General features: G+C 40.5%; 33 protein-coding genes and 1 tRNA gene. 26 read left to right on the forward strand and 8 right to left on the reverse strand.

Going from position 1 to position 24532, the window contains the following annotated elements; genetic code table 11:
* Positions 1–145: 145 nt before the first annotated feature.
* Positions 146–289 carry a hypothetical protein gene (locus ACO03U_RS07365; RefSeq protein ID WP_202625853.1) on the reverse strand — a complete coding sequence of 48 codons (144 nt, stop codon included), beginning with the start codon at positions 287–289 and terminating at the stop codon, positions 146–148.
* Between the two features lie 469 nt (positions 290–758).
* Here ACO03U_RS07365 and ACO03U_RS07370 point away from each other — a divergent pair, with 469 nt between their 5' ends.
* Positions 759–977 (forward strand): hypothetical protein, encoded by a 219-nt coding sequence (locus tag ACO03U_RS07370; RefSeq protein WP_204687541.1) that lies wholly within the window; start codon positions 759–761, stop codon positions 975–977.
* Positions 978–1082: 105 nt separating this feature from the next.
* Here the strand turns inward: ACO03U_RS07370 and ACO03U_RS07375 are convergent, their stop codons facing one another.
* The 3 genes from ACO03U_RS07375 to ACO03U_RS07385 all read right to left on the reverse strand — a co-directional run bounded on the left by ACO03U_RS07375 (position 1083) and on the right by ACO03U_RS07385 (position 5126).
* Entirely contained in the window at positions 1083–2885 is a 1803-nt protein-coding gene (locus ACO03U_RS07375; RefSeq protein ID WP_204687539.1) for a glycerophosphoryl diester phosphodiesterase membrane domain-containing protein, read from the reverse strand.
* A gap of 324 nt (positions 2886–3209) precedes the next feature.
* Entirely contained in the window at positions 3210–4361 is a 1152-nt protein-coding gene (locus ACO03U_RS07380; RefSeq protein WP_204687537.1) for a site-specific integrase, read from the reverse strand.
* Between the two features lie 135 nt (positions 4362–4496).
* Positions 4497–5126: a helix-turn-helix domain-containing protein gene (locus tag ACO03U_RS07385; protein WP_204687535.1), complete on the reverse strand. Its 630-nt coding sequence runs from the start codon at positions 5124–5126 to the stop codon at positions 4497–4499.
* A gap of 158 nt (positions 5127–5284) precedes the next feature.
* Here ACO03U_RS07385 and ACO03U_RS07390 point away from each other — a divergent pair, with 158 nt between their 5' ends.
* The 20 genes from ACO03U_RS07390 (at position 5285) to ACO03U_RS07485 (ending at position 16395) form a co-directional block, all read left to right on the forward strand.
* Positions 5285–5548 carry a DNA-binding protein gene (locus tag ACO03U_RS07390; RefSeq protein ID WP_204687533.1) on the forward strand — a complete coding sequence of 88 codons (264 nt, stop codon included), beginning with the start codon at positions 5285–5287 and terminating at the stop codon, positions 5546–5548.
* Positions 5549–5628: 80 nt separating this feature from the next.
* A complete protein-coding gene (locus ACO03U_RS07395; protein ID WP_204687531.1) occupies positions 5629–5937 on the forward strand; it encodes a hypothetical protein in 309 nt (102 codons plus the stop codon).
* A 3-nt stretch (positions 5938–5940) separates the two neighbouring features.
* Positions 5941–6249, forward strand: a complete 309-nt coding sequence (locus ACO03U_RS07400) for a hypothetical protein (RefSeq protein WP_204687529.1) — start codon at positions 5941–5943, stop codon at positions 6247–6249.
* Between the two features lie 127 nt (positions 6250–6376).
* Positions 6377–6604, forward strand: coding sequence for a hypothetical protein (locus ACO03U_RS07405; protein ID WP_204687527.1), 228 nt, complete (start codon positions 6377–6379; stop codon positions 6602–6604).
* A gap of 10 nt (positions 6605–6614) precedes the next feature.
* Complete coding sequence (locus ACO03U_RS07410) at positions 6615–6818, forward strand: hypothetical protein (RefSeq protein WP_204687525.1); 204 nt, start codon at positions 6615–6617, stop codon at positions 6816–6818.
* Positions 6819–6869: 51 nt separating this feature from the next.
* On the forward strand, positions 6870–7028 hold the full coding sequence (locus tag ACO03U_RS07415; RefSeq protein ID WP_204687523.1) for a hypothetical protein: 159 nt from the start codon (positions 6870–6872) through the stop codon (positions 7026–7028).
* On the forward strand, positions 7021–7848 hold the full coding sequence (locus tag ACO03U_RS07420; protein WP_204687521.1) for a bifunctional DNA primase/polymerase: 828 nt from the start codon (positions 7021–7023) through the stop codon (positions 7846–7848). The genes ACO03U_RS07415 and ACO03U_RS07420 overlap by 8 nt, the downstream gene beginning before the upstream one ends.
* Positions 7849–9375 carry a DNA primase family protein gene (locus ACO03U_RS07425; RefSeq protein WP_204687519.1) on the forward strand — a complete coding sequence of 509 codons (1527 nt, stop codon included), beginning with the start codon at positions 7849–7851 and terminating at the stop codon, positions 9373–9375. It begins immediately after the preceding gene.
* Positions 9376–9706: 331 nt separating this feature from the next.
* Positions 9707–10120 (forward strand): DUF3206 domain-containing protein, encoded by a 414-nt coding sequence (locus tag ACO03U_RS07430; RefSeq protein ID WP_204687517.1) that lies wholly within the window; start codon positions 9707–9709, stop codon positions 10118–10120.
* Positions 10113–10352 carry a hypothetical protein gene (locus tag ACO03U_RS07435; protein ID WP_204687565.1) on the forward strand — a complete coding sequence of 80 codons (240 nt, stop codon included), beginning with the start codon at positions 10113–10115 and terminating at the stop codon, positions 10350–10352. Before ACO03U_RS07430 ends, ACO03U_RS07435 begins: the two co-directional genes overlap by 8 nt.
* A 20-nt stretch (positions 10353–10372) precedes the next feature.
* Positions 10373–10513: a hypothetical protein gene (locus ACO03U_RS07440; RefSeq protein WP_204687515.1), complete on the forward strand. Its 141-nt coding sequence runs from the start codon at positions 10373–10375 to the stop codon at positions 10511–10513.
* Between the two features lie 166 nt (positions 10514–10679).
* A complete protein-coding gene (locus ACO03U_RS07445; RefSeq protein WP_204687513.1) occupies positions 10680–10955 on the forward strand; it encodes a hypothetical protein in 276 nt (91 codons plus the stop codon).
* Positions 10945–11229, forward strand: coding sequence for a hypothetical protein (locus ACO03U_RS07450; protein ID WP_204687511.1), 285 nt, complete (start codon positions 10945–10947; stop codon positions 11227–11229). Before ACO03U_RS07445 ends, ACO03U_RS07450 begins: the two co-directional genes overlap by 11 nt.
* A 1-nt stretch (position 11230) precedes the next feature.
* Positions 11231–11842, forward strand: a complete 612-nt coding sequence (locus ACO03U_RS07455; protein WP_204687509.1) for a hypothetical protein — start codon at positions 11231–11233, stop codon at positions 11840–11842.
* A 103-nt stretch (positions 11843–11945) separates the two neighbouring features.
* Positions 11946–12305 (forward strand): hypothetical protein, encoded by a 360-nt coding sequence (locus ACO03U_RS07460; RefSeq protein ID WP_423104514.1) that lies wholly within the window; start codon positions 11946–11948, stop codon positions 12303–12305.
* A gap of 12 nt (positions 12306–12317) precedes the next feature.
* Positions 12318–12671 (forward strand): hypothetical protein, encoded by a 354-nt coding sequence (locus ACO03U_RS07465; protein WP_204687507.1) that lies wholly within the window; start codon positions 12318–12320, stop codon positions 12669–12671.
* A gap of 3 nt (positions 12672–12674) precedes the next feature.
* A complete protein-coding gene (locus ACO03U_RS07470; protein ID WP_204687505.1) occupies positions 12675–15047 on the forward strand; it encodes a phage tail tape measure protein in 2373 nt (790 codons plus the stop codon).
* Entirely contained in the window at positions 15044–15265 is a 222-nt protein-coding gene (locus ACO03U_RS07475; RefSeq protein ID WP_423104517.1) for a cold-shock protein, read from the forward strand. The genes ACO03U_RS07470 and ACO03U_RS07475 overlap by 4 nt, the downstream gene beginning before the upstream one ends.
* Positions 15266–15325: 60 nt before the next feature.
* Complete coding sequence (locus ACO03U_RS07480; protein WP_204687503.1) at positions 15326–15814, forward strand: hypothetical protein; 489 nt, start codon at positions 15326–15328, stop codon at positions 15812–15814.
* A complete protein-coding gene (locus tag ACO03U_RS07485) occupies positions 15811–16395 on the forward strand; it encodes a hypothetical protein (protein WP_204687501.1) in 585 nt (194 codons plus the stop codon). The genes ACO03U_RS07480 and ACO03U_RS07485 overlap by 4 nt, the downstream gene beginning before the upstream one ends.
* Before the next feature lie 453 nt (positions 16396–16848).
* Here ACO03U_RS07485 and ACO03U_RS07490 read toward each other — a convergent pair.
* Positions 16849–16936: transfer RNA gene (locus tag ACO03U_RS07490), tRNA-Ser, on the reverse strand.
* 100 nt (positions 16937–17036) lie between these two features.
* Positions 17037–17612, reverse strand: a complete 576-nt coding sequence (locus ACO03U_RS07495; RefSeq protein WP_204687499.1) for a TetR/AcrR family transcriptional regulator — start codon at positions 17610–17612, stop codon at positions 17037–17039.
* Positions 17613–17938: 326 nt separating this feature from the next.
* Here ACO03U_RS07495 and ACO03U_RS07500 point away from each other — a divergent pair, with 326 nt between their 5' ends.
* The 3 genes from ACO03U_RS07500 to ACO03U_RS07510 all read left to right on the forward strand — a co-directional run bounded on the left by ACO03U_RS07500 (position 17939) and on the right by ACO03U_RS07510 (position 19934).
* Positions 17939–18697: a threonine/serine exporter family protein gene (locus tag ACO03U_RS07500; protein ID WP_204687497.1), complete on the forward strand. Its 759-nt coding sequence runs from the start codon at positions 17939–17941 to the stop codon at positions 18695–18697.
* The gene (locus tag ACO03U_RS07505; protein ID WP_204687557.1) at positions 18697–19167 is read left to right on the forward strand and encodes a threonine/serine exporter family protein; all 471 of its coding nucleotides are present in this window, start codon (positions 18697–18699) and stop codon (positions 19165–19167) included. Before ACO03U_RS07500 ends, ACO03U_RS07505 begins: the two co-directional genes overlap by 1 nt.
* Before the next feature lie 170 nt (positions 19168–19337).
* Positions 19338–19934 (forward strand): TVP38/TMEM64 family protein, encoded by a 597-nt coding sequence (locus ACO03U_RS07510; protein WP_161869993.1) that lies wholly within the window; start codon positions 19338–19340, stop codon positions 19932–19934.
* A gap of 319 nt (positions 19935–20253) precedes the next feature.
* Here ACO03U_RS07510 and ACO03U_RS07515 read toward each other — a convergent pair whose 3' ends face one another.
* Positions 20254–21057: a Cof-type HAD-IIB family hydrolase gene (locus ACO03U_RS07515; RefSeq protein WP_204687495.1), complete on the reverse strand. Its 804-nt coding sequence runs from the start codon at positions 21055–21057 to the stop codon at positions 20254–20256.
* Between the two features lie 351 nt (positions 21058–21408).
* Here ACO03U_RS07515 and ACO03U_RS07520 point away from each other — a divergent pair, with 351 nt between their 5' ends.
* Positions 21409–22833 (forward strand): NCS2 family permease, encoded by a 1425-nt coding sequence (locus tag ACO03U_RS07520; RefSeq protein WP_204687493.1) that lies wholly within the window; start codon positions 21409–21411, stop codon positions 22831–22833.
* 167 nt (positions 22834–23000) lie between these two features.
* The gene (locus ACO03U_RS07525; protein WP_204687491.1) at positions 23001–24200 is read left to right on the forward strand and encodes a multidrug efflux MFS transporter; all 1200 of its coding nucleotides are present in this window, start codon (positions 23001–23003) and stop codon (positions 24198–24200) included.
* A gap of 62 nt (positions 24201–24262) precedes the next feature.
* Here ACO03U_RS07525 and ACO03U_RS07530 read toward each other — a convergent pair whose 3' ends face one another.
* Entirely contained in the window at positions 24263–24445 is a 183-nt protein-coding gene (locus tag ACO03U_RS07530; protein WP_161869989.1) for a YjzD family protein, read from the reverse strand.
* Positions 24446–24532 lie beyond the last annotated feature (87 nt).

A 24532-nucleotide genomic window follows, 5' to 3' on the forward strand; every position in this document is an offset into this window, starting at 1 on the left:
CCTTATTATAGAGAATTCTCAGTAACTGGTAAAGAATTTCGCTGTTTGAGGCTATGTAAACAAAAATTCGTCCATCAGTAAGAGCTGACAGACGAATTTAATGGATTTTCGCTTCTACGGTTTTCACTTTTAGGCTCCTTTTTGATTAAGCGCGCAAGTTACGTACAGCTTCCTCGATGGTCACACCATAAGCGATGTGGGTTTCATCGTGGGCATTGATTGCCATGAAGCGATTGCTCTTTGTATCAAAAGCTACTCGATACGTCAATTCAGTTTCAGTAAATGTCATCTGTTCACCTGCTTTCATTAGTTTATTTCGTTAGTGGTTTCACCGACTATTTTAATATATCATGATAAATTAAAAATAGCAAAGAAATCAGTAATCATTTTGCAATCGATAAGATAAAATTAATTATTTCTATCGTTAGAACAGTTCTTTTTCCCGTTAAATCAGGTATTGTAAGAAAGATAAATGACACCATGGTTTGATGACGTAATAAATAACTCCAGAAATAGCTAATGTAATAAGGTGGGTTTAATCAATTAAAAATGAAGAATCGCTCAAGTTCACCTTCATAAGTCCCTTAAAATTATCATTCAGTAAGAAAAAAACAGACAAATCTAATAAAGATAATTAAAAAGTAGGGGATATCGTCGTAATAGCTAAATAAAAATTAAAAAAAATTGTGAAAAACGTTTTCAAGTCTATTTTTTTCTGTTATTATATGTACAAATAAAACAACACGGAGGAACGCTAAATGGAACACGTAGAAATTGGAAAATCCTACATATGCAAACCGATTGGACTGACTAACGAGGTGGTAGGCACGGTGGAACATGCTTATACCAACACGGTCGTGATTACAGTGGAGGATTGCCACCGAACAGACCGCGCGAAAGTCATCGAGTACCAGCATCGGATGTTGGTCAGATACGAAGACGTCCAACAGCAAATCGGTATTGCATTGGTAGGCTAGACAATCAAAAAATCCAGCAGCGAAAAAACAGGAATCGCTGCTGGATTATTTTTTTGTGCATTTTTTTAGCTATTTTTTACTTCTAATAGATAACAACTGATGTAACTAGCCAATTCCGATGACAAAATTAAGGAGTTTATCAGAATAAGTCGTCTGATCCTGACGTTGCTCAATGACACGATTGAGAGTTGCCATGGAATCGGTGATAATACCGTCCACCCCGTAAAACATCATCCGACTAATGTCATCTTCACTATTTGGGGTCCAAACAAAAACTTGTTTGCCATCATTTTCGGCAGATTCAATAAAATTGCGATTGATGGTACTGTATTCCATAGTCAAGAAGTCGGCTTTGGTAACTGGGGGACCCACGATGTTAAATGGCAAGGTATATCCGACAGTTAGGTTTGGAGTAAGGGTTTTGACTTCTTCAACCACTGGGTAAGAAAGGCTTTGAACCAGACTACCATCTGCTTGGAGGCGAGACCCGTAGCGATTGACAAAAAGAGTTGCAATTTCTACTGGATCAGCTTTTTTGAGCTTGATTTCGACAATTAGTTTTTGTTGGAGGGTTTCAGCTGTCGCTAAGTAATCATCAAAACTAACGAGAGGGGCTTGTTTCCCATTTTCGGTGACGGTCAAAGCTAACGACTCCGCTAGGGTTGCCTCTTCAGGACGTAGGGCTTGACCAGTAAGCCGGGCTAGATTAAAGTCATGGGCGACCAAAAACTGCTTGTCTTTGGTCAGTTGCACGTCCATTTCGATATAATCAGGATGATAATGGTTGTGGGTCGCTGTCAGTGCTTGCAGACTGTTTTGGACCCCGTTTTTATCAGAAACGCCTCGATGGGATGCTGTGATAGGGATTTTTTGGCTCATGTTGGTTAAATAATTCATATTGTAAATGCTGACCCCGATACCAAAGAAGATTGCCAAAGCCACCATTAAAGAGTTTTTCAGATGGCGGTGGGAAACAGGTTTCAATGGTTCACGATAAAACCATTTGGGAATCGCCGGCAAAAAGCCTTCATCTGCCATGTAATCAACAATAATCGCGAAAATCCCCACTGTCGAAAGCACCAAGTTTAATAGGAAGAAAAATTGCAAAAAGGTCATAGCAAAGATAGCGGTATTCAAGGCTTGGTCAGGCAAAAAATGCTCAACCCCTGCTTGCAAGGCAATGACCAAGGTGGTACCAGCAGTTGTTATCAACAAAATACTACCGATAATGAATAAAAAGCGACCGATGATTGAGAAAAAACGTCGCTGGGTGACTTCCCAGCTTTCTTTTACCGCAGCCCCAAAGGACCGGTCCCGTAAAATCATTTCCGGCAAAGCAAAAATCACCCGAATGCCTAAATAAACCAAAATCAAGTAACCTAAAATAAAGGCAGAAACAACCCAGAGTCGATTGGTAAAAATAAAGTCCATGATAAAGGCGGGTAACTTAATCCGACTAAGCAGGTCAGAATTGAAATTCAAGCCACCGATGGGAAGTACTAGCAGAAAATAAAAAATAAAGAAAAGAATGACGGAGGGACGAATTTTCTTCATTTGAAGCAAGGTCATTTTCAATAATTGCTTGAGGGAGACCGCTTCTTTTTGTTGAATAAAGTAGACGCTTAAAAGTAAAAAGGTAAATTCGAAAAATACTGCCAACAAAATAAACAGTAGCGTCAATCCCAATAACAGCGCCACAGCAGGGTGTTGCGTCAAGATTTCGCCGATATTTTCATTTGATAAATAAGAAATATTTCCCCGCTTAAGGATAAATTTTGTGGAACTTGAAAGTAAGGGGAGCAAACCAAATAAAATAAAGCCGTGCATCAGCAAGACATCCCGGAAGTAGGCTTGCGTATTGCGGAGAAATTCCCAAGTATTTAATAGTGTTTTCTTCAAATAGTTCATCGTCATCACCTAAGTTTAGTTTACGGTATTTTTAGCCAGAACGGAACTGGGAGGGTTTGATAGGAAGGGCGTGAGTCAAGAGTGCGTTTTTTTATTAAGGTTCTTGTAGCTTTTCTACCCCAAACTTACCCCCAAAGCCAAAAAAAGCACTTCTGACATTTCGGTCAAAAGTGCTGAAAACGTTGATAGAAAGGAGAGTACAGGGATTGTTTTAATGAATCAGAGCCTGTCATTTTCCTATAATACCGCTGTTTTATGATTTTTTTTCCTGTTGAAATATCAATACTTTTCAACAAATTGAAAACAAATCAAGTCAAAATCAAGTCAATTTCTAGCCATGATTGAGGCGAAAACTTGAGGTGTTTTTTTCTCCATTTTCTCGGTTACGTGTATATATAGATCATGCGTAATTTGGATAGTGGAATGGCCAAGTCGTTCTGAAATTGTTTTGGCAGGGACACCAGCTTCTAATAATAAAGTAGCGTGTGTGTGTCGGAACCCGTGGATTGTGATTATTCTTAGGTTGTTGTTCCTCATAACTCTTAACATCCAAGTTCGAGGCTTAGACAATTGAATAAAGCTGTTTTCTACATTTGGAAATACAAGCTGGTCTTTCCGGTTCGTATTAATACCTAATTGAAGATAGGTAGCAGCTTGTTCCTTTTTCCACATTCTAAGAACTTTCATGGTTTCATGATCTAGGCTAACAGTTCGCTTAGAGTGTTTTGTTTTTGGCTGTTCAATATATAAGCGTCTATTTTCGCCTCTAGCCAGCGTTTGATTGATATGGATACATTCTTCTTTGAAATCAACAAAGCGCCATTCTAGGCCCAGTAATTCCCCTTGACGGCAACCAGAAGCAGATAGCAACTGGAAGAAGGCGTATATCTTAGGCGACTCTTGTTCTTTGCAGCAATCTAGAAATAATTGTAGTTCGTCTTTCGTGTAGTAGTTTTTGATACGTTCTTCGGTAACGTCTTGTTTCCTTTTGGGTATGATGATTCGCTTGGTAGGATTATCAGTTACAAGTCCTAATTGCATTGCATACTCAAAAATTCGAGATATATCGGTGATAAAGTCACGGTATTTTTTCTTTGTCTTAACCTTATCATTGGCAAACTTTTGAATATCAGTTACAGTAATTTCATCAATCTTTTTTTTGCCAAAGACAGGTAGAGTATGCACTTCATATTGACTGATAGCTTTACAATAGGTACTTTCCTTTACAGTCAATTTGAAGTTCTCTTTCCATAAATCAAAAATTTCTTGGAAGGTCTGACTGGCTGCTGGCTTGTTTAATCCATTTTTTTCATAATCTACCTGAAGCCGACTCAATGCGAGTTGCGCTTCTTTTTTTGTCTTGAATCCACGTTTTGTAGTAGCAACTTGTTTGCCGGTTGAAGGATCAATGCCCAAGTATGCTTTATAGTACCAGAATTTACCCTTTTTTGTTTCGTATTGTTTGATTGTAGCCATGTTTGGTTCTTCCTCCTCTGGTGCAAACGCTGGGGGCGTGTGGGGGAGGGAATGTTGTACATAGTAAAATTTAGAAGTTCGTATACTAGATGAAGATGTGTAAAAGTGCTAATATATCTAGATTTTAGTGATTTACTAGGTAATAAATTTAATAATTTCCTCAATGTGCTTGTGTATATCAGACTTTAATTCAGTCTTACTTTTTGGCGATTGGTTCATCAACGCAATTAATTTTTTATATTCTGAGTATCTATAAAGGTGTTCTATGTTAGATAGAAGTTTAACTAAAAGAGATAGCAACTCATCGTCGTATTTTTCTGCATCATTTAATCCCAAAGGTGCGAGTACCTCTAATAAATAGAACCCTTGTTGTAGATTAAGATCAGATAAATCAAATTCAGAAAAGAAAAAGCGTATATCTTCAAGGTTGGAATTGTGTACTAACGAATTTATTTTTTCTTCAGCTTCTTTAGTATTAAAATCTGGTTTTTCGATAAATTTTTCATATTCACTACTATATCGAGCATCATCAAAAGTTATTTTTCCATAAAGTAAATACATAGTAGAAATATTAAAATGTTCTGTAATAGTTTTTATCCGTTCGGGACTTGGTACGCTTTTTCCAGATTCCCAACGAGAAACAATACTTTTACTAGCGGGTGGATCGAATATCAAGCCAAATTCTTCAAGTGTGAGACCTTTTTTTGTTCGTATTGATCTAATGCGCTTACCAACTTCGGATTTATTGGGCTCATTATTATTCATAAGATCCTCCTTTTAAAAAAAGTTACGCAATGTTACTTGACATCATTGTAAATCAAATATAAAATATAGGCAAGAGGTTACGCAAAGTGACGTCTAAAAAAATATCCAAAAGTTACGCAAAGTAACGTATCGCTATCGGGAAGAAAGGAGAAAATCATATGCTAACAATCGAAGAAACGCTAGCCCAATGGCAAAAGCAAAGTTTTGATGGAGCAGTATCTATGTTTGAACAAGCGCTGCAAGCGGTGGTTGATAACCAAGATATCGTGAAACAGAAGTATGCGGCAGCTGCTTTTGATGTAAGTGTTAATACATTGAAAGATTGGGTAAAACAAGGTTGCCCGGAAATTCGCTTGGAATCTGGAATGGTTCTTTATAGTAAAAAGGCAATTCGGGAATGGTTACTACAATATCAAAACTAATCGCAATCGCTGGGGGCGCAAGTGGAATGTCGGAAGTCAAATGTTAGTCACTTATGGATTGGAAGAAGGAGGAATTTATCATGCACTACTTAGAAAAAGATGGTTTACAGAACAGAGTGTTGTATCACTTGCAATCAGCTTTTGAAAATTCGGGAGAGGTTGCCCAAGAGAGTTTTAGACTGGCGATGAACGGCCTTGAGCTTTTGAAGGAAGATTACGAACCAGAAGTAACCGCTGAATCTGTCTTGCAAGATTTATCTGATATATCTCAAGGCGTTATTAGAGATAACGAAACAGGCGAGCCAGTCGATTTTGAAGAATACCAAGAAATAATTTATTTAAAAGTCGAACAGTTAGCAAGCGTCTTGGGAATTAAGTTGGGAGTTTAAATCATGAAAGCAAACATCACGGCCCTTAGAAAAAGCGTCGTACAAATATTGAAAGAAACAGACGATACCGAGTTGGTGAAAGATATGCTTTTTAAGATGATTGACAACGTGGCACAACTAAACGACGAACTAGAAGCCAAGATAGCCTACTTTTCTCAACAAGAGGCAAACCTCAAGAGTATGCTAAAAAGCCTCAGAGAAAGCCAATTAGCAGCACTTACGAAGCTGGCAGAGGCGGCGAACTTATCAGAGTATGAAGCGCTGGAAGTTTTGGAAGCCTTCAAGGATTACGTATCAAGTCAGGAGTATTAATTATGATTGGAGTAAGAAAAAAAGCCTCAGCGCTGTCCGGCAAGACACAATGCGCTAAAGGCTATCAGAACGGACTTTCATAGCCGTTTATCTTACTCCATGATAACAAATTTGGAGGGAAATTACTATGAAAGACAACCAATTATACGAAAATGCGGAACAATTACGGAAGCTATTCACTCAACTCAGCGTGGCACAGCACTCACTATGCCGATTGACTTATGCGCAACAACAAGGTGATAAATTCGCAATTGCCTATATTGCCCAAAGCGGTGAACTAGATGATTTAGTGGATTTGATTGATGACATTAAAACCGAAGTTTTGCGAATCTCAAACGAGATTTGCCCGGATTGAGGCGGCTATCATGACAAAACAAATAGGCCAAGGCCATAAATCAGTAACAATCATTATTGTTGAGAATTGGAAATATAAAGAAGTCGAGATCCCGGAAAAGATTCGGACGTATGGGGCTACATTACAGGCTTCAAGCGATTTAGACCGGGAGTTGTCCTTATCAGTCCAGATTGATTCCACGGGCGAATGGCTGACGTTACAGGCCAGCAAGTAATCCTACGGTTTGATACTGGCGATGCAGTATTTGCTAGTTGAGGTGGCCACGATGAATAAAAAATTTAATCTGTTTGCATTAGGGGTAGTAGCCGGGCTAGTCATTGGCTTTGCTCCGATGGTAGTAAAGGCGCTGACGTTGTTTTCAGTGGTGGCAATCTTATGGAATGAATGGGACGAGTACGAAGTTAGGAGGGCAAGTGATGATTGAACAGGTAAGGAAATATCAAAAACTTGGCCTCCATATTTATCCATTGGTCCCAGGTACTAAGATACCTTTTAAGGGATCAAATGGATTCTATGACGGTACGAACGATCTGCAACAGCTTAATAAGTGGTGGATTGACAATCCCAAAGCGAACATTGGCTTATATCTTGAGCCTAGTCGCTTGATGGTCATAGATGTTGATCGTCACGAAAAAGAAACTGATGGCGTAGAAAATATCAAGCGAGTTTGGAATCGGTTTGGTTCGTTTCCTCCAACCTATATAGAGAAGACACCACGAAACGGCGTTCACTTTTTCTTTAAGCTGCCGGACGGTGTGGAGATGGAACAGCAACAAGACGCCTTTAATGCTTTACTTGGCAAGGAGAAAACCGGAATAGATATCATTACTCACGGCATACCGATAGCCCCAACAACGACCACACACGGCGTTTACAGTGCGTTAGATGGTAAGTATATCGAACAAGTTGCCACCGCCCCAAACTGGCTGATACAGGCGCTACAAGGAAATGTAAAATCTGCTGAGATAGCGAACTATCCAAAACATGCAAGAACGACTGGTAAGAAATACACTGGTGCTTTTCTTGATGAGCTAGTTCACGGAGCGCCTAAGGGTGAAGGAAGTCGTAATGATTGGATTATGAGACAGACGTCTAAAATGTTGGCCGTTGGAGCAGACCTAGACACCATCTACCAGTTACTCCTAGTGGTTAATGATAATTTTATGGAAAAACCTTTGAAGATAAGCGAAATCAACGCTACTTTCAAAAGTCGAGTGAAGAAGCACACGAAAGGGGGGCACTAATTGGAAGACGATATTCTCCAATTTATTGAGGAAGAACAAGAAAGAATTGATACACGAACACCGCCAAAAACGATGAGTGAGCTTTATCAAGTGTTATATGCAGAAGGTGACTCCTGGCGGGAAGAACACAAAACGCAAAAAGAAGACAAAAAAACCGGGGAGATTCGGACGACAATCCCACCAGTACCGCCCCGAACAGTAGCTAATATATTGAAAAAGCACGTTCATTTTGCAGTAGTTACCGACTACAACCCAGAAGTTGCCCCGTTGTGTGCTTACGACTTGGACGAAGGCATTTATAAGCGAGGCGAGCGCTTCATTGGGAAGCTTATCCTAAAAGTTGAAAATACGACTAATAGTGCAGCTAGATCAAACATTATGGGGTGGTTAGAAATCGAATCACCAGAAAAAGAGCCTACGATGGACGAATCACTAATAGTGATGAATAATGGCATATTTGACCGCACAGAAAGGAAATTGCTTCCTTTTACACCAGACAAAGTTTTCCTTGCAAAAACTTCCGTCAATTACAATCCTAACGCCAAAGAACCAGCGTTTGCTGATTGGTGCTTTAGTGATTGGCTAAAAGAACTGTCAGACGATAACCCAGACAAGTATCAGCTTTTTTGGAAGATATTCCACGCTTGTTTAAATGGGAATTACGTGTCACAAAAGGCGTTGTTCTTTTTCTCAAAGGAAGGGAAAAGCGGTAAGGGTACTTTTCAAATGTTGCTGCGGGCGCTTGTTGGCAAACGTAACACCGCCGCATTGACGCTGAAACAGCTATCTGCTAGATGGGGTTGTTATACAGCGTACGGCAACAGTTTAATCATTGGTGATGATAACACCGGTAAAGACTTCATAGAGAATAGTTCAAATTTTCGTTCGATCGTGACGGGTGACGTTGTTCAAGCTGAAGGCAAAGGCAAAGATGGGTTCGGGGTAGTTATCACCGCCCAGATCGTGCAGTCGTTTAATGAGTTCCCTAAAATCAATGGCTTTGATGATGGATTTAAACGCCGGTTGGTTATCGTTCCTTTTAACCATACTTACAAGGGGCGGGATAACAAAAAGGTCAAGTCGCATTACATTTACAATCAACAGCTTTTAGAATGGATTGCGTACAAAGCAGTCAACTTGGACGATGTGGAGATGGAAAACACCGCTGACGGCATGGAAATCCTTCAACAGTTTGAAGAAGATAACAACAATGTACTTCGCTTTTACAATGCTTTCTTTGGTGATTTTACCAGTGAACGGCTACCAGTGAAGTTCCTATTTGAGCTTTTTAAAGCATGGAATGAGGAAGAGAACAAGAGTCGAGGCATGAAACAGAACACCTTTACCAAGGAGCTGAAGGATATCTTAGAGCCGAAACTGTGGACGTACTCAAGAAAAAACCTTGCCCCGTTAGACTATTTTCACCAAAGCGACTTAAAGGTGTTTAATGACTTGGATTATTATTCCCACTATTCACCAGATAGAATCGACCCGAAAAAGAAGCAGCCTCTCTTTTGGAGAGGTTAGGCGACAAAGCGACAAGTTGGCGACAATTTAAAAATATTTGACGCCCGCTGTATACCTTGGGAGAGTAAGGAACTTTACCTGTCAGGCGACAAAGCGACAAAGTTATATATTCTTAAGGAAAAAAGAAAAAGAATAACGTATTAATCATGATAAATAAAATATAGTGGCAACTTGTTCAAATTGTCGCTTTGTCGCTTTTTTGTGGGAAATAGCCTTCAAACCCTTGGTATGACAAGGATTATAAAAAGCGACAATTTAAAAATATTTGACGCCCGTTTGTCGCTTTGACGCTTTTTACTTGGTAACTTTAGAACAAGATTGGAGGAATAAAATGCTAAATTTCATAAGCACAAATAAACCAATGAACATGCAATACACCGAGATGATGGAACGCTTCTTGATGAACACGCTGGCATTTAGTGTGGCGCTGGCAACGAAGGACTATTCCACGTTCTCACAGGAAGCCTTGGATATAATGGCGGACGATGCAAACTGGCTAAGGGAATCAGTGGAGTGGAGTCAATCATTGTTGGTGGTAACCTTAGTTGATGGGGAGAACTACCAAACAGCCGAGGAAGTGGCAGAGGACTTATCCGGGCTGCTTGCGCTGTATAACCTGGCAACTCAACGGAAAATGACGGATCGTGAAGAGGCTTTGTTTACCAATCTGCATGATAGGTTCTTGGCGTTGCTGCTGACTGATGATGAGTTGATAGAGTATTTACTGGAGGAACAAGATGAATAATTTCACAGGGCAACCACGGCCACTGAAGGTAAAGATATTTAAATCAGGAGGCCCGGTGTATCACTATACAAATGCTAACGCAAGACAACCTGGACTAGAAGCAAGAGTAAATGACTTCTTGGCTGAAGATCCAGAGAGGGCTATCTTTCATATCAAGCAAAGTTCTGCTGCTGTTGGTGAAGGAGAAAATTTTGAATCGGAGACAACTATTTCTATTTGGTATAGAGATTAAAAAGAATAGGGGGAATATGAGTGAGCAGTGATCGGTTGTATATTGACACTAATAGCAAAACAGTTGATGTTAAATTGCCGAATTATGGCGAAGTCGTACTAACTGTGAAAAACGGGAAAGTCGTCTTGTATGAAGTAAAAACAACGAATAAAATAGACTGAAAATGCTTTTATATCAGGCTTTTTGACGTGTTTTATGATATAATAACTATAACAGAATAACAGTATCTGACTAGGAAGAACCAGCGGATACAAGGTATTACTTCATGCTTTTATGAAGGGGTATCTTGTGTCCGTTTTTTTATAAAGATAGGAGGGGAGAGCAATTATGAAAAGTATCCGTGAAATTTTGGTATTGAACAAGCTTGCACCGGAAAAGTTATGCAGACTTACCGGGATGAGCGAAGCACAACTAAACGAGGCTTTAGATAAAGAAGAAGCCGGGAAGCTGAGCGATAAGCAGACAGCCACATTGCTAAAGGCGACTATTGAAACGTTGGGTGTGCGATCTAGTTTCTTTAAAAAGTTTGCGAGAGGGAAAACAAAATCTTCTATGCAAGCCAATCTTCAATGGAAATATACAGGAGGCAAAAATGAAAACTGAAGATGATTTTTTTAATGATCGAGAATGGTTAAGATACCAGCAAGAGATGGAAGCGAAGGCCAAAGCTGAGGCTAAGGCTGAGAATCCACCAATCGAAACCTTACCTTTAAAAAAAGTGAATGAGCTGTTAAATCTTGACCCCAGGAATCAAGAAGCTATTGAAAGGCGAAGTCAATTGTTGAAAACTAATCGAGCTAAGCGAGTATCTCAGGTTAAGCCGTCAAACTCGAATGTGATTGAAAAAATTAAATCAAAGTTAAGCGGAGGAAAATGATATGTCGAATGAGTACAAAGTGACTACACCAGTAGTAGAAGAATTGAAAGAAATCGATGCAAACCTTAATGAATTGGAAGCGGAACTGGATTCCTTAATGGCAACTCGGGACAAGGAGTTAGCAGCCAAAGGAAAGTATACATTGGAGTCGTTTAAAGCAAACAAGAGTGTGAATAAGGATATTGAGGATCTGGAGAAAGTGATTGCTTTGGCCTATCAGGAGCGGAAAGAAATTGCGGACTCAGTTTCCAGTAAATATATTCAGGGGCTAAAAAAGGAAACGTCGGAGAAAAACACAGCATTATTGAATGAAGGTAAGAAGCTATTCGAAGGAAAAACTTTCTCAGAAGTAGCAGCGGCGATGAGCACGGATTTTCACCGGCTATTAGTAACACAGGATGGGTTATGTCAATCTCATAATTTTGCAATGGGAAAACTTGTAGAAGTTTTGGGAGGCGATCCTCGTTCAAATAAATCACATAATTTAGATGCAGCGCTATACGGGGGCGTGCGTAGCTACTTATATTCTGTTAAGCGAGCGGTTAACTCGTGGTTAGATGAAGAATTGAGAGTTTCCGGAAGATTAGATCACGATTTTAGAATTGATTCGTAAAAACAATCCCCCCTGTTCAAAATGATTTTAAATTTTTGAAAAGGGAACGGGAGGGGACCTCCGAAAAATACATTCGGTTCTTACGGGAGGGGGGCAAAACGATTTGGCAAAAAAAGAGGCTCTAATTAAGGCTGAAATAGCCAAACTTAAAGCACTAATGGAAGAAGTTCCTAGGAGTAGCGTAAAAGTTGTTGAAGGATTGATAGAACGAATCGCATTTATGAACGTAACCCTATCAGAACTCGAATCTGACATGAACAAAAACGGCACCGTTGAATTTTTTAAGAATGGTAGTCAAGAATTTTATAAAGAATCGGCAACGGCGAAGACTTATAACACGATGGTCAATAGATATACAGCGGCAGTGAAAGAACTACTCCGTTTAGTAACTGAGTACGATAAGAATTTAGAAGATGTCCAAAGTTTGGCAGAATTTAATAGTTTCTTGTCTGAGAGGGAATAGTGGAGATGACAAATGAAAAAGACTGATTTGTTAAGAATCGAAATGGATTTGGTTTGGGAACAGTATATGCTTCCTGATTGGGGGAGTTCAAAAGATGCGGCTAGTAGTTTAAAAGCATTAGTAAAAAAGTTAAAAAAAATCAAGCGTGAATTGATTATAATCCAGGTTCGAAAGCTTGAGGAAGTCGAAAAAAAATATTTAAAAGCATTTATGCGATTATTATCGAAGCGAATCGAGTTGTGCAATTTTTTGATCTCGGAGTTCAACAAGGGCGAACTTGTGGATGGAAATAAATTTGATGTACTTAAAGATGAAATGAAGGAGAAAGAAAATGAGTTCTTAGCGACGATGCAAAGGAGATGGTAGACGTTGGCAGGAAAAGAATCTGATGTAGTTTTAAATTTTAAAACGAATGGCGAGGTTGCTTATTCGCAATCAATTAAAGCCATCAACAAAGAAATGAACTTGGCTAACACCGAGTACAAGAACCATGTATCGGCAATGGATAAAGATGCTACTCAAACCGAGAAGTTGACCGCAACCAAGAAAAAGCTAGAGAAACAAGTCGCATTAGCTGAACAGCGAACACAGATGCTCCGAGAAGAATATGAGAAGTCTGTCAAAGAAACTGGTGAATATTCTGCTGAATCCGAAAAGCTCTACAAGAAAATGTTAGAATCCGAAACCGGTCAAAACAAGTTGAAACGTGCATTAGAAGAAACAAATGAAGCCCTAGAAGAGCAAGGAAAGATGTCAGCTGAAACAGCTGAAAAACTGGGCAAGATTGAAGAAGCCGGCGAAAAGGTTAAAGGTGTCGGTGAAAAGATGTCTGTTGGTATTACAGCGCCCATTTTGGGAATTGGGGCGGCTGGAATCAATGCTGCTAATGATATTAATACTGCTCAGTCCGAAATCCAAGCGGCTTTTGGGTTGACGGAATCCGAGGCAGAAAATCTGAATCAAGCAATGGAAGATGTTTTTGCCGATGGGATGGTTGGCAGTATTGACGAAGCGAAAGAAGCTGTCGTGCGGATTATCAACCAATTTCCAGAGTTAAAAAATCAAAGTTCTGACGCTATCCAATCAATGACCGAGAAAGCCTTAGCTCTCGAACAGCTTTTTGATGCTGACATGGATGAAACCTTGCGTGGGGCTAATTCTCTAATGACGACATACGGTTTTAGTGGAGAAGAAGCTATGGATTTAATTACCGTGGCTACTCAAAATGGGCTGGATAAGACTCATGAATTAGGAGACAACTTGGCGGAGTACGCACCTTTGTTTGCTGATTCGGGCTATTCGGCAGAGGAAATGTTTGCCATTTTAGAGGCCGGATTAGATGGTGGTGCCTATAATCTCGACAAAGTGAACGATCTAGTGAAAGAATTTGGAATCCGCATGAGCGATGGAACTGTAGAAACGGCCGTTGCTGATTTAGGTGGGGATTTCCAAGGATTATTTAATGAGATTAAAGAAGGCGGGTTAACCAATCAAGAAGCGTTCCAACTCTTGGCAAGTGAAATTACTAATCTGGGAACGGAGCAGGAAAAAGCTGCAGCAATCTCAGCAATCTTTGGATCTCAAGGTGAAGATGCGGGATATAAAGTAATAGAAGCAATGCAAAAAGCCAACACAACATTAGCGGATAACAAAACTGCTTATGAAGAGTCAGAAGGCGCTAGTAGTAAACTCAAAGATGAAATAAAAGAAACGGTCACATATCAAAGTGCCATGAATGAGGTTATGTTGGCCGGAGCTGAGGTTGGAAATATTTTTGCTCCCTATATCCAGAAGGCTGCTGATGCATTAAAGGCTTTTGCTCAATGGTTTCAAAGTTTGGATCAAGACTCTAAAAATTGGATTGTGACAATAGGTTTGATTGTTGCTGCTATCGGACCATTTTTAGTTATTCTCGGTACGTTACTTGGTTCTGTGACAAAAGTGGCTGGCGGTATCGCAACATTACAAGGCGGTTGGGTAAAGCTTATTGGATTTTTAGCAAAGAACCCTTTCTTGCTAGTTATAGCAGGGATTGCTTTGCTAATCGCAGGATTTGTTCTGGCCTACAACAAATGTAAGTGGTTTAGAGATGGTGTGAATGCCTTTTTCAAAGGAATAAAGGACGTCGGGAAATCGGTCTTTGACTTCTTGAAAAACCACATCGGCGGTGTGTTTGATGGTATCATGGCGAATTTTAACAACTTTGCTAGTGCTGGAAAGCGAATATTTAACGGCTTTATCGATTTTATTACTGGAGTATTTACCGGGAATTGGTCGAAAGCGTGGAAAGGCGTAGTAAATATTTTTGGCGGTATTTTTGAAGGTATTGCTGCAATGGCCAAAGCGCCTATTAATGGCATGATTGGGCTGATTAACGGCTTTATCGGTGGTTTGAATAATATCAAGATTCCTAAATGGGTTCCAGGTGTAGGTGGGAAGTCCTTTTCAATCGGGAAAATACCGTATTTAGCCAAAGGCGGTCACTTAATTAATGGTCAAGCAATCGTCGGTGAAGCTGGTCCAGAATTGTTAAATGTTGGCAATGGAAAAACCACAGTCACGCCTCTAACGGATCCCGAAAAGAAAAATCCGAGAGGGCCACAAGGGAATATCTCCGTTGAGCAACACAATCACTTTGGGAATGTGGATGCTAATAATCCGTCTGAACTGGACCGATTAAACAGGAAAATGGAGCAAGCGAGTAAACAAGCAATCATGGATATGGGAGGTGTTCCGGTTTGAGTGTAGATTTAAAAAAGAAAATCATTGGTTCTGTAAAATGGTTTGACGAAGTTAAAGGATTTGGTTTTATTGCTGGGGAAGATGGGCACGATTATTTTGTTCACTATTCAGAAATTGATATGCCAGGATATAAAAAATTGGAGGCGAATCAATCGCTAAATTTTGAACCAGCAGAAACAGAAAGAGGATTGAACGCTACAAATGTTAGTCTTATCTAATAACTTATTTTTGAGGTGGCTTTGACCACCTCTTATACATAATAAAAGGGGGCTTACTGCATGGACGTGATGGATGAGTTGATTGTTCAAGAGTATTTTAGACTGAGCAAGAGGATATCGGAACTCAAGAGACACTTTAACGAATTGCGTTGGGAGTTCTATCAGCAGTCCATGACCACCCACCTAGAATATTCATCCTTGGGTGTTGTTTCGTGCGGTTTTCGGCCGGATAAAGAGATTGTTAACCTTTATGACCGCATGGACTTAGTAGAGCGCCGTATAGACCGTAATATCTTTAGGAATAAGCATTTTAATATGTATCTTGATAGTTTACCAGCCGATGAGCTAAAACGCTTGAAATCACGTTATACAGGGCAAAAAAGAGGCTATGTTTCGATGGAGTTATTGCAAAAGGTAGCAACCGAGATCCAAGAGATTGAAACGGCGATTTGCTTTAGGGAGCAGTTGGAGCCTGAACCGGAGCAAGTCACGCTGTCCGGCGATGTATTGAACGATGTAACAACAATGGCGGAGGTATTTGCATTATGAGCTGGCTTGCGAAACATTATTTGCGACAATGGCAAGGTTATATTGAATTAAGTAGTGAGTTGACCGAATGGGACCAGAAGGCGGCTACTGTATTTTTCAACGCTTTAAAGCTGGTAGATGAGGCTGATGTCAAACTCTTATCTGATAAGTATGTCACGCATATTAAACGGCGAGTAATCAGTCAGCAGTATGGCAAGCCGTTTAGTGCTGAACCAGGCACAGATAAGGCAATGGCTGACCTATACGGTATTGAACCGTATGAGTATAGACAGAGACGGATTGAAGCAGAGGCACGGCTAGAAACGCAAATAAAGGGCATTACAGGCGTGTACAACAAAAAGCAAATAGCAAAATTGCCGGAGTTCAATCTAAAAATGGGCAAGCTGTATCTGAAAAGCTATGAGCCTTCCTTCCTGGGGATTATACGTGATGAAGTGGTATTTACACTAGACCCAAGCAAAGCGAAAATTTTCAAACCAGGCGATGAAGTTGCAGCGGAATTTATGCGATCCTTGAACCTGGAGAAGTGTGAAGTAGACCACAACAGGGTGGGAATGTCGCTTATTGTCGATTTTGGGTGAGAACCGTGTGCCAGAGGAGCATTCTAAGCGTGTTTCGCTAGGAATACTGGAGGGCTCTGGGTGAACGAATCGTTCAGTTAGCTAACGTGGCGGATAAATTTGTCCAAGACGGTAATGTGTGGAGGGTGTAAAGTAGTTCACGCCCTGAGCTGTTACTCAAAAATGAGTAATGAAAAAACGTCCACAGAATGAACGGCTACTTGTCATAATATGATTGAGTTGTGAGTGGAGGTAGAACACAAGATAGTTCTCATTATGTACTTTTGGTTGAACGCGTCTCTTATGCGAGGGAGGGGCGTGTTCATTACATAAAAAAAGCACTTGCCAATGATTGACAAATGCTAATGCCCCCAGCGTTTATGAGTGAATTTTTGATAAATCAAGTCAAAATCAAGTCAAAACTAGAAACAGATGGCAGAAACCTCGATAGGACGGGGTTTCTTTCTTTATATAAGGAGAGTACAGGATTTGAACCTGCGCGCCGGTATTAGCCGGTTCGACGGATTTCGAGTCCGTTGCATTACCACTCTGCCAACTCTCCAAGGCACATGTCCTATTTTCGCAAAAATTACGGATTTGTCAAGAAAAAATACCACCACTCCTGTATGATTTGCGAAAATCACTCATGAGTGGTGACAAGTTCAGTAATTATCGAAGACTTTTTCGGGTTCTTTGACGTTTAAAATCATTTCAATAGCCCGTTGGATTAATTCAATAATCTCTTCTTGACTAGGCTGGATGATTCCAGAAGACATCAACGAAGCAATCCCAGTGACTGTGATCCAAATGCCATCGTGAAGCGGTTTAATGTAGTCTTCGCTTAAATCGGCATATTTTGGATCTTTTGACACGTTTTCTTTAAAGTAATCGTAAGAAAAATCGTGTACCATCTGGCCGCCACCATACTCATCGACATACAAGGCAACATATAAATTGCGATTTTCTCGAGCAAAATTGATATAATTGAGACCGAGATCGACAATAATATCATCTGTATGACGAACTGGAAAGACATTTTCGTGTAAGTCGGTCATGATAGATTCTACTAAAGTGTTTTTTAAATCTTGCATATTTTTGAACTCAAGATAGATCGGTTGGGTCGAAATCCCCATTTTTTTGGCAATGTTGCGGGCGGTAAATTTACCAAACCCTTCTTTTGCTATCAGTTCATAGGCCGCTTTAAGAATCTGGTCTTTGGTATAAACTTTTCGACGCATAACAATACTCCCTTCATTATTATAACGTAATCTATGCCTGAATCCATTATAAAGGGAAATCTCTTTTTTGGGAAATGATACACTCGTTACGTTATTATTTAAGGTACAAAAACGAATTATAAAATAACTTTAGTGTTTTATAAGCTGGACTATTAACGGATTTTTAAGAGTAAAAAAGACAGATGATGTCTAAATAGCAGGTTTATTGTTATACTTCTTTTGGTTATTAATATATTTGAAAATAAACTTGTTAATGTTGAATACCAAAATTTCAGATAACCTAGCATTATTGTTTTGAAAACAACTTCATACAAGGAGACTGGCAAATGAGTAAAAATAAAAAAATGATTTTAAAAACTTGTGTGTTAGCAGGAAAAATCATGATGGAAAATGGCTCAGAAGTTTATCGGGTGGAAGATACCATGTTGCGCATTGCCCGCAATGCTGGTGAAGCTGATTGTGTTAGCTATGTCACCGCGACAGGTTTGTTTATGGGTTTTAGAGAAGGTCCGTATTGCCAGTTGGAAGATGTCCATGAACGGGCGATTAATTTGGAAAAAGTCGTTGCCGTGAATCAGCTGTCGCGCCAATTTGCCGAAAGGCAAATTAGTTTACAGGAACTGTACGACCGGTTGCGACAAGCTCAAAAAAATACGCCAAGTTATCGCTTTATCACACAAGTGTTGGCAGCTGGTATAGTCAGTGCTACCTTGATGTATGCCTTTGGTGGCAGTTGGCGTGATTTTATCGCGACATTTGTCATTGGTGGCTTGGGATTGTTTAGTGCGACAGTGGCGAAAAGATGGTTGGGGCTGAGCTTTTTGGATATGTTTATTGCGGCGCTGGTCATTGGGGCCTCAGCGGTCTTTTGTGTCAACTTTGGATTGGCAGAAAATGTTGATAATCTAATTATCGGGGCCGTGATGCCTTTAGTACCAGGGGTGGCCATTACCAATTCCTTTCGCGATATCATGGCAGGGGATTTGATCAGTGGCATTGCAAGAGGAATTGAAGCTGTCTTCACAGCTGCGGCGATCGGTATCGGGATTGCTTTTATCTTATCTGCCTTTGGAGGTGTCTTATGATGAGTTGGTTGATTCAATTATTCTTTGGCTTTTTAAGTTCGGTGGCTTTTGGCATTCTGACCAATATTCCTCGTAAGGCTTTGGTAGCCACTGGCATTACTGGTGGTTTGGGGTGGATTGTCTATTGGGGATTGCGGGAAGTGGGGACTGGCTTAGGGTTAGCCAATTTTATCGCGGCTTTTTTAATCGGCTTACTGAGTATTTTTTATTCTCGTTTTCAAAAAATGCCAGTTATTATCTTCAATATTCCAAGCTTAGTCCCACTAGTACCAGGAGGCCCAGCCTATAAAGCGGTTCGAGAGCTGGTGTTAGGGGACAATCAAGTGGCAACAGAAAATGTCGTCATCGTTTTAGTAACTGCCGCCGCAATTGCTGGTGCTTTTATGATTACAGGCGCTTGCGAAACGGTCATTCGTAAATGGGTTCATTGGCTGAAGCGGAAGCAATCGACAGCCTCTACTAGTGATTGAGGCGGGAAATTACGCCTAAAGGCTGATGTTCTTTTTTCCGAAACGCTTTATAGTAAAGGTGTGAATGAGAGAAGCTAGCTACCTTACAAAACTGTTTGACAAATGACAGGTAAAAAGATCGAAAAGCAAGGGGCATTCTTTTATAATAAAGGAGAAAAGGAGATGATCCCATGAGCGTGACAGCTTCAAGAAGATTAATCAATACAATTTCAGTCATCGGCTTGGCCGTGTCGGTCTGTTTGACCATTTATTTTATCAATCTCGGTGTCTTCAAAGACATGAATGCCTTACGAGGACTAGTGGGAGACAACATCATCTTGGGCCCTTTGATTTTTATATTGTTACAGATTTTGCAAGTGGTGATTCCGATCATTCCTGGGGGGATTTCTAGTGCGGCTGGCGTATTGATATTTGGTCCGATGATGGGCTTTGTGTACAATTATGTCGGCATCTGTATCGGTTCCATCATTATTTTCTTATTGGGAAGACGCTATGGCAAACCATTTATTTTGAGTATGGTTTCAGATAAAACCTATAATCGCTACTCTGGTTGGCTGGAAAATCAACATCGTTTTGATAAGCTTTTCACCTTGGCAATATTCTTACCGGTTGCTCCCGATGATGCGTTGTGTTTGATGGCTGGGCTGACAAACATTTCACTCAAAAAATACACTGCGATTATCTTGTTGGCAAAACCGTTGTCTATCTTCTTGTATAGTATGGCGCTTTTGTACGGAGGCAACTTCTTAGCAGGATTTTTAGGTTAATTCAAACAGGTAAACCGGCACAGGTTGTGTCGGTTTTTTTGATCAAAGAGAGAGAAGATTGAATTTGGAACATCGAGGCCACTAATTGAATGACTGCGCCAACTTGCCGGACTGGCAGCTGCTGTTTGAGTAAAGAGGAAGTTGTTTATGGTAGTTTAGAATTGAAAAGTTCTTCATTTACAAATCACAGGTAAAAGTTTTTTCTATTTATAGAAGAAAAAACGCAAGTCAATTATCAGAGGATATTGTGTATCTGAAAAAAGCCTGATCCCTTGATTACTGGTAGGGATCAGGCTTTTTTGTTTTGATTCAATCGGTTCTAGATAGCGAGGTACTTTTCCAAGTAGTCCGCTAGACCATCTTCATCGTTGGTTTTTTCGGTGATATCATTGGCAGCTGCTTTGGCACCTTCTGAACCATTGGCCATCGCGACACCCCAACCGGCATAGTCTAACATTTCCACATCGTTGTGTTCATCACCAAACGCGATGATATTTTGACGATCAATCTGGAAGGAATCAGCGATGATTTTAACTCCGTGAGCTTTTTCGATTCCTTTGGCAACAATCTCTAAAATGGCTTTCGGACCACCCCAAGTACTGACATCTACATAATCAGAGTATTGCTGTACCAATTGATCCGTCACAGTTTCTGCCATGTCATTGTTGGTTTGAACCAACATGGAAGTGGGATTGGTTTTGAGATTTTCCAACAGGTTGGCTTCCGTGGGTTTTTCGTTGGAGAAGAGGTAGGCATCTTCAAAGTCGATTCGATCCACAAAAAAAGTGTCCCGGTTTTCCGCGGCGATATAGTCCAGTTGTAATGCGTCTTTTTGTGCCAAGATGTCAAAAACGATGTCGCGACTAAATAGCGTTTCTGATTCTTGGAGCCAATGTTGATAGGGCAGGTGAACCAAAGCGCCATTAAAGTTCACCATCGGACTTTTCAGATTTAATTGACGATAAAATTGTTCGCTCATACGAAAAGGTCGGCCAGTGGCAATACTGACAATGTGACCAGCTTTGGTCGCCCGTTGCAAGACATCTTTGGTTTTTGGTGAAATAAGTGAAGACCCATTGAGAGTCGTTCCGTCTAAGTCGATTGCAATAAGTTTTTGTGTCATAAAATATACTCCTTTGTTCCGTAGTATCTGTCACATTCTACCATGCTTTACAATTTTCACAAAATTTTCAAAGAGAATTTCTCGGGATTTAAGAAAAGCTTAGGGGCAGCTAGGAAAGTCAGCAAGACTTCTCTCTGAATGGTAATCATACATTTCAAGAGAAAAACGAATGAATTGCGACTGTTTTTCGGAAAAATAGGCTATATAATCAGTAAAACACGAACGTTCGTTAGGTAAAGTTCAAAAAAGCTCTGATTTTCTTTGATAATTCTTAAAGTTATTCCTATAATCATCTGTGTTAGGAAATTTCCTAATCGCACTTATATTATTGTCTTAGGGAGAGAAAATTTCATGAATAAGTTTTTCAAGCTTAAGGAAAACAACACCACTGTTTCGACGGAGGTGATGGCGGGGATTACCACTTTCTTTGCCATGAGCTACATTTTGTTTGTCAATCCATCCATCTTGTCGCAAACTCAGATGCCGTTTCAAGCGGTCTTTCTAGCGACAATCATCGCCTCAGTGATTGGGACGTTAGTGATGGGGTTAGTTGCCAATGTCCCTTATGCTCAGGCGCCAGGGATGGGTCTAAATGCTTTCTTCACTTATACTGTTGTTTTTGGTTTAGGGTACTCTTGGCAAGAAGCTTTGGCGATGGTCTTCATTTGTGGGCTGATCAATATTTTAATTACGATTACTCGGATTCGAAAAATGATTATTCACGCCATTCCTGAAAGTCTCCAACACGCTATCGGTGGTGGGATTGGGATTTTCGTGGCCTATGTGGGTTTGAAAAATGCTAACTTGTTAAACTTTACTGTTGAAAAAGCCAATATCGTCGCGGGTGATCCCGAAACTAGTGTTGTCACAAACGGTGGTATCGTCCCCGCTTTGGCGAACTTTAACAATAGTGGCGTTTTGTTAGCTTTAATTGGTTTGGTAATTACGACCTTATTAGTCGTAAAAAATGTCCGGGGGGGCATTTTGATTGGGATCGTCGCAACAACTATCATCGGTATTTTGATGGGTGTGGTGGACTTGGGGACGATTGATTGGAAAGCAAACTCTCTGGGGGCTTCCATCAATGAACTCGGAACAACTTTTGGTGCAGCTTTCGGGAAAGACGGGATGCAGTCGCTATTTTCTGATACGTCAAAAATTCCGCAAGTATTGATGACGATTATCGCTTTTAGTTTATCTGATACTTTTGACACCATCGGCACGTTCATCGGTACGGGTCGCCGCACGGGCATCTTCTCTAAAGAAGATGAAGATGCTTTGGATGATAGCCGTGGCTTCAATACTAAAATGGATAAAGCGTTGTTTGCCGATGCGATTGCTACCTCGATTGGGGCAATCTTTGGGACCTCAAACACCACGACTTACGTGGAATCAGCAGCGGGTATCGGAGCTGGTGGTCGTACCGGCTTGACTTCTGTTGTAGTCGCAGCTTTGTTTGCTTTATCTAGTCTCTTTTCACCACTGATTTCTGTAGTACCTACCCAAGCAACCGCACCAGCCTTGATTTTGGTCGGGGTAATGATGTTGGCTTCCTTTGCTGACATTAATTGGCCGGATTTGGAAGAAGCCGTACCAGCCTTCTTCGCATCGATCTTCATGGGCTTGTGCTACAGCATTTCTTACGGGATTGCGGCCGGCTTTATCTTCTACACCTTGATCAAAGTCGTGAAAGGCAAAACCAAAGAAGTGTCACCGATTATTTGGGTGGTAGATCTACTGTTTATCGCAAACTTCGTGATTTTAGCCTTTTTATAATCTCTGGCTTCAAAAAAAGCTTGTCCTTCCTTGAAAGGGCAAGCTTTTTTCAATCTCCAAAGCCAGCTGTTTCTAAATGTAAAAAAGGCGTGCTAAGGGCCTTCGTGGTTTTCTCCAATGAAAAACTAAGGTATAGTTAGGATGAGGTGGAAAGGAAGGTTGAAAAAATGAAGATTGATTGGCGACGGAATTTGCTGATATCTTGGGTGGGTTGCTTTTTTACGGGCGCTAGTTTTAGTCTGGTAATGCCTTTTATTCCCTTATATATCGAACAATTGGGGACGCCCAAAAATCAGGTAGAACTTTTTTCAGGCTTGGCAATTTCGGTTACGGCTTTTGCTTCGGCTGTGGTCGCGCCTATCTGGGGAAATTTGGCTGACCGCAAAGGCCGGCGTTTGATGATGATTCGGGCAGCGGTGGGGATGACCTTTACCATGGGTTCCTTAGCTTTTGTCCCAAATGTATATTGGTTATTGATTATGCGGTTTATGACGGGAATTTTATCCGGATACATACCAAATGCGACGGCTTTGATTGCCTTTCAAGCACCCAAAGAAAAAAGTGGCTGGGCGTTAGGGACGTTGGCTACTGGGGCAATTGCCGGCAACTTGATAGGACCTTCCATGGGCGGTGCTTTGGCCGAGTGGTTTGGGATGGAAAATGTCTTCATTATTACCGGTACAGTATTGTTGATAACGACCTTATTAACCATCTTTTTTGTCAAAGAAGATTTTCAACCAGTGGATAAGACAGATATGCTGACTACCAAAGAAATTTTGGGGAAAATTAGCAATTTGCAAGTTTTGATCGGCTTGTTTGCCACTTCTTTAATCTTACAAGTCGGTGTTACGAGCATTAGCCCAATATTGACGCTCTACATTCGCCAATTGCATGGCGCTGGCGGAAATCTCTTATTTGTCAGTGGCTTGATTGTCTCAATCTCAGGTGTTTCGGCAATTTTGTCATCCCCCACGTTGGGAAAAATCGGGGATCGCATTGGCAACCATAAAGTCTTGCTCTTTGGTTTAGTCTTATCGTTACTCTGCTTTATTCCGATGGGCTTTGTCCAAACTCCTTTCCAATTGGGCGTTTTGCGCTTTTTACTAGGGTTTTCCACTGGTGCTTTGATGCCTTCCATCAATACGATTATTTCCAAAATTACCCCCACAGAAGGTGTTAGCCGCATTTACAGCTATAACCAAATGTTTTCCAACTTTGGGCAAGTACTGGGGCCGATGCTCGGCTCAATGGTGGCTCATGGACTGGGCTATCGAGCGGTTTTCTGGGTGACTAGTGGCTTCGTATTGCTGAATATCGGGCTTTCGCTGTTTAATTTTCGCAAAAATAAGATTGGTGATGCCCTTTGATTGAAAAGTCAAAAAAACCAGTTACAATAAACGTAACTGGTTTTTCTGTTTGCCCTTTTAGTTTAACTGGCTTTCGATTCTTTTGGTGGGGCGATTGTGCCGATCAAAATGACAATTACACCGACAATTAGAGATAAAATGGTGGCGAGTTGGAAGTTGTAAGCAGCCCCAATCAAGGCACTACCTAAATAACCGACAACTTGACCTAAAATAAAGGCCCAGAACAACGTCACGATATATTTCATATTGGCACCTCTTTTCTAATGAAAATCTGTCGTGTTTAGTTTAACATAATTCTTTGAGAAGTAAAGAAAACATAGCTTGGAAATTTT

Source organism: Enterococcus diestrammenae (assembly GCF_049384045.1).
GTDB lineage: Bacteria > Bacillota > Bacilli > Lactobacillales > Enterococcaceae > Enterococcus_C > Enterococcus_C diestrammenae.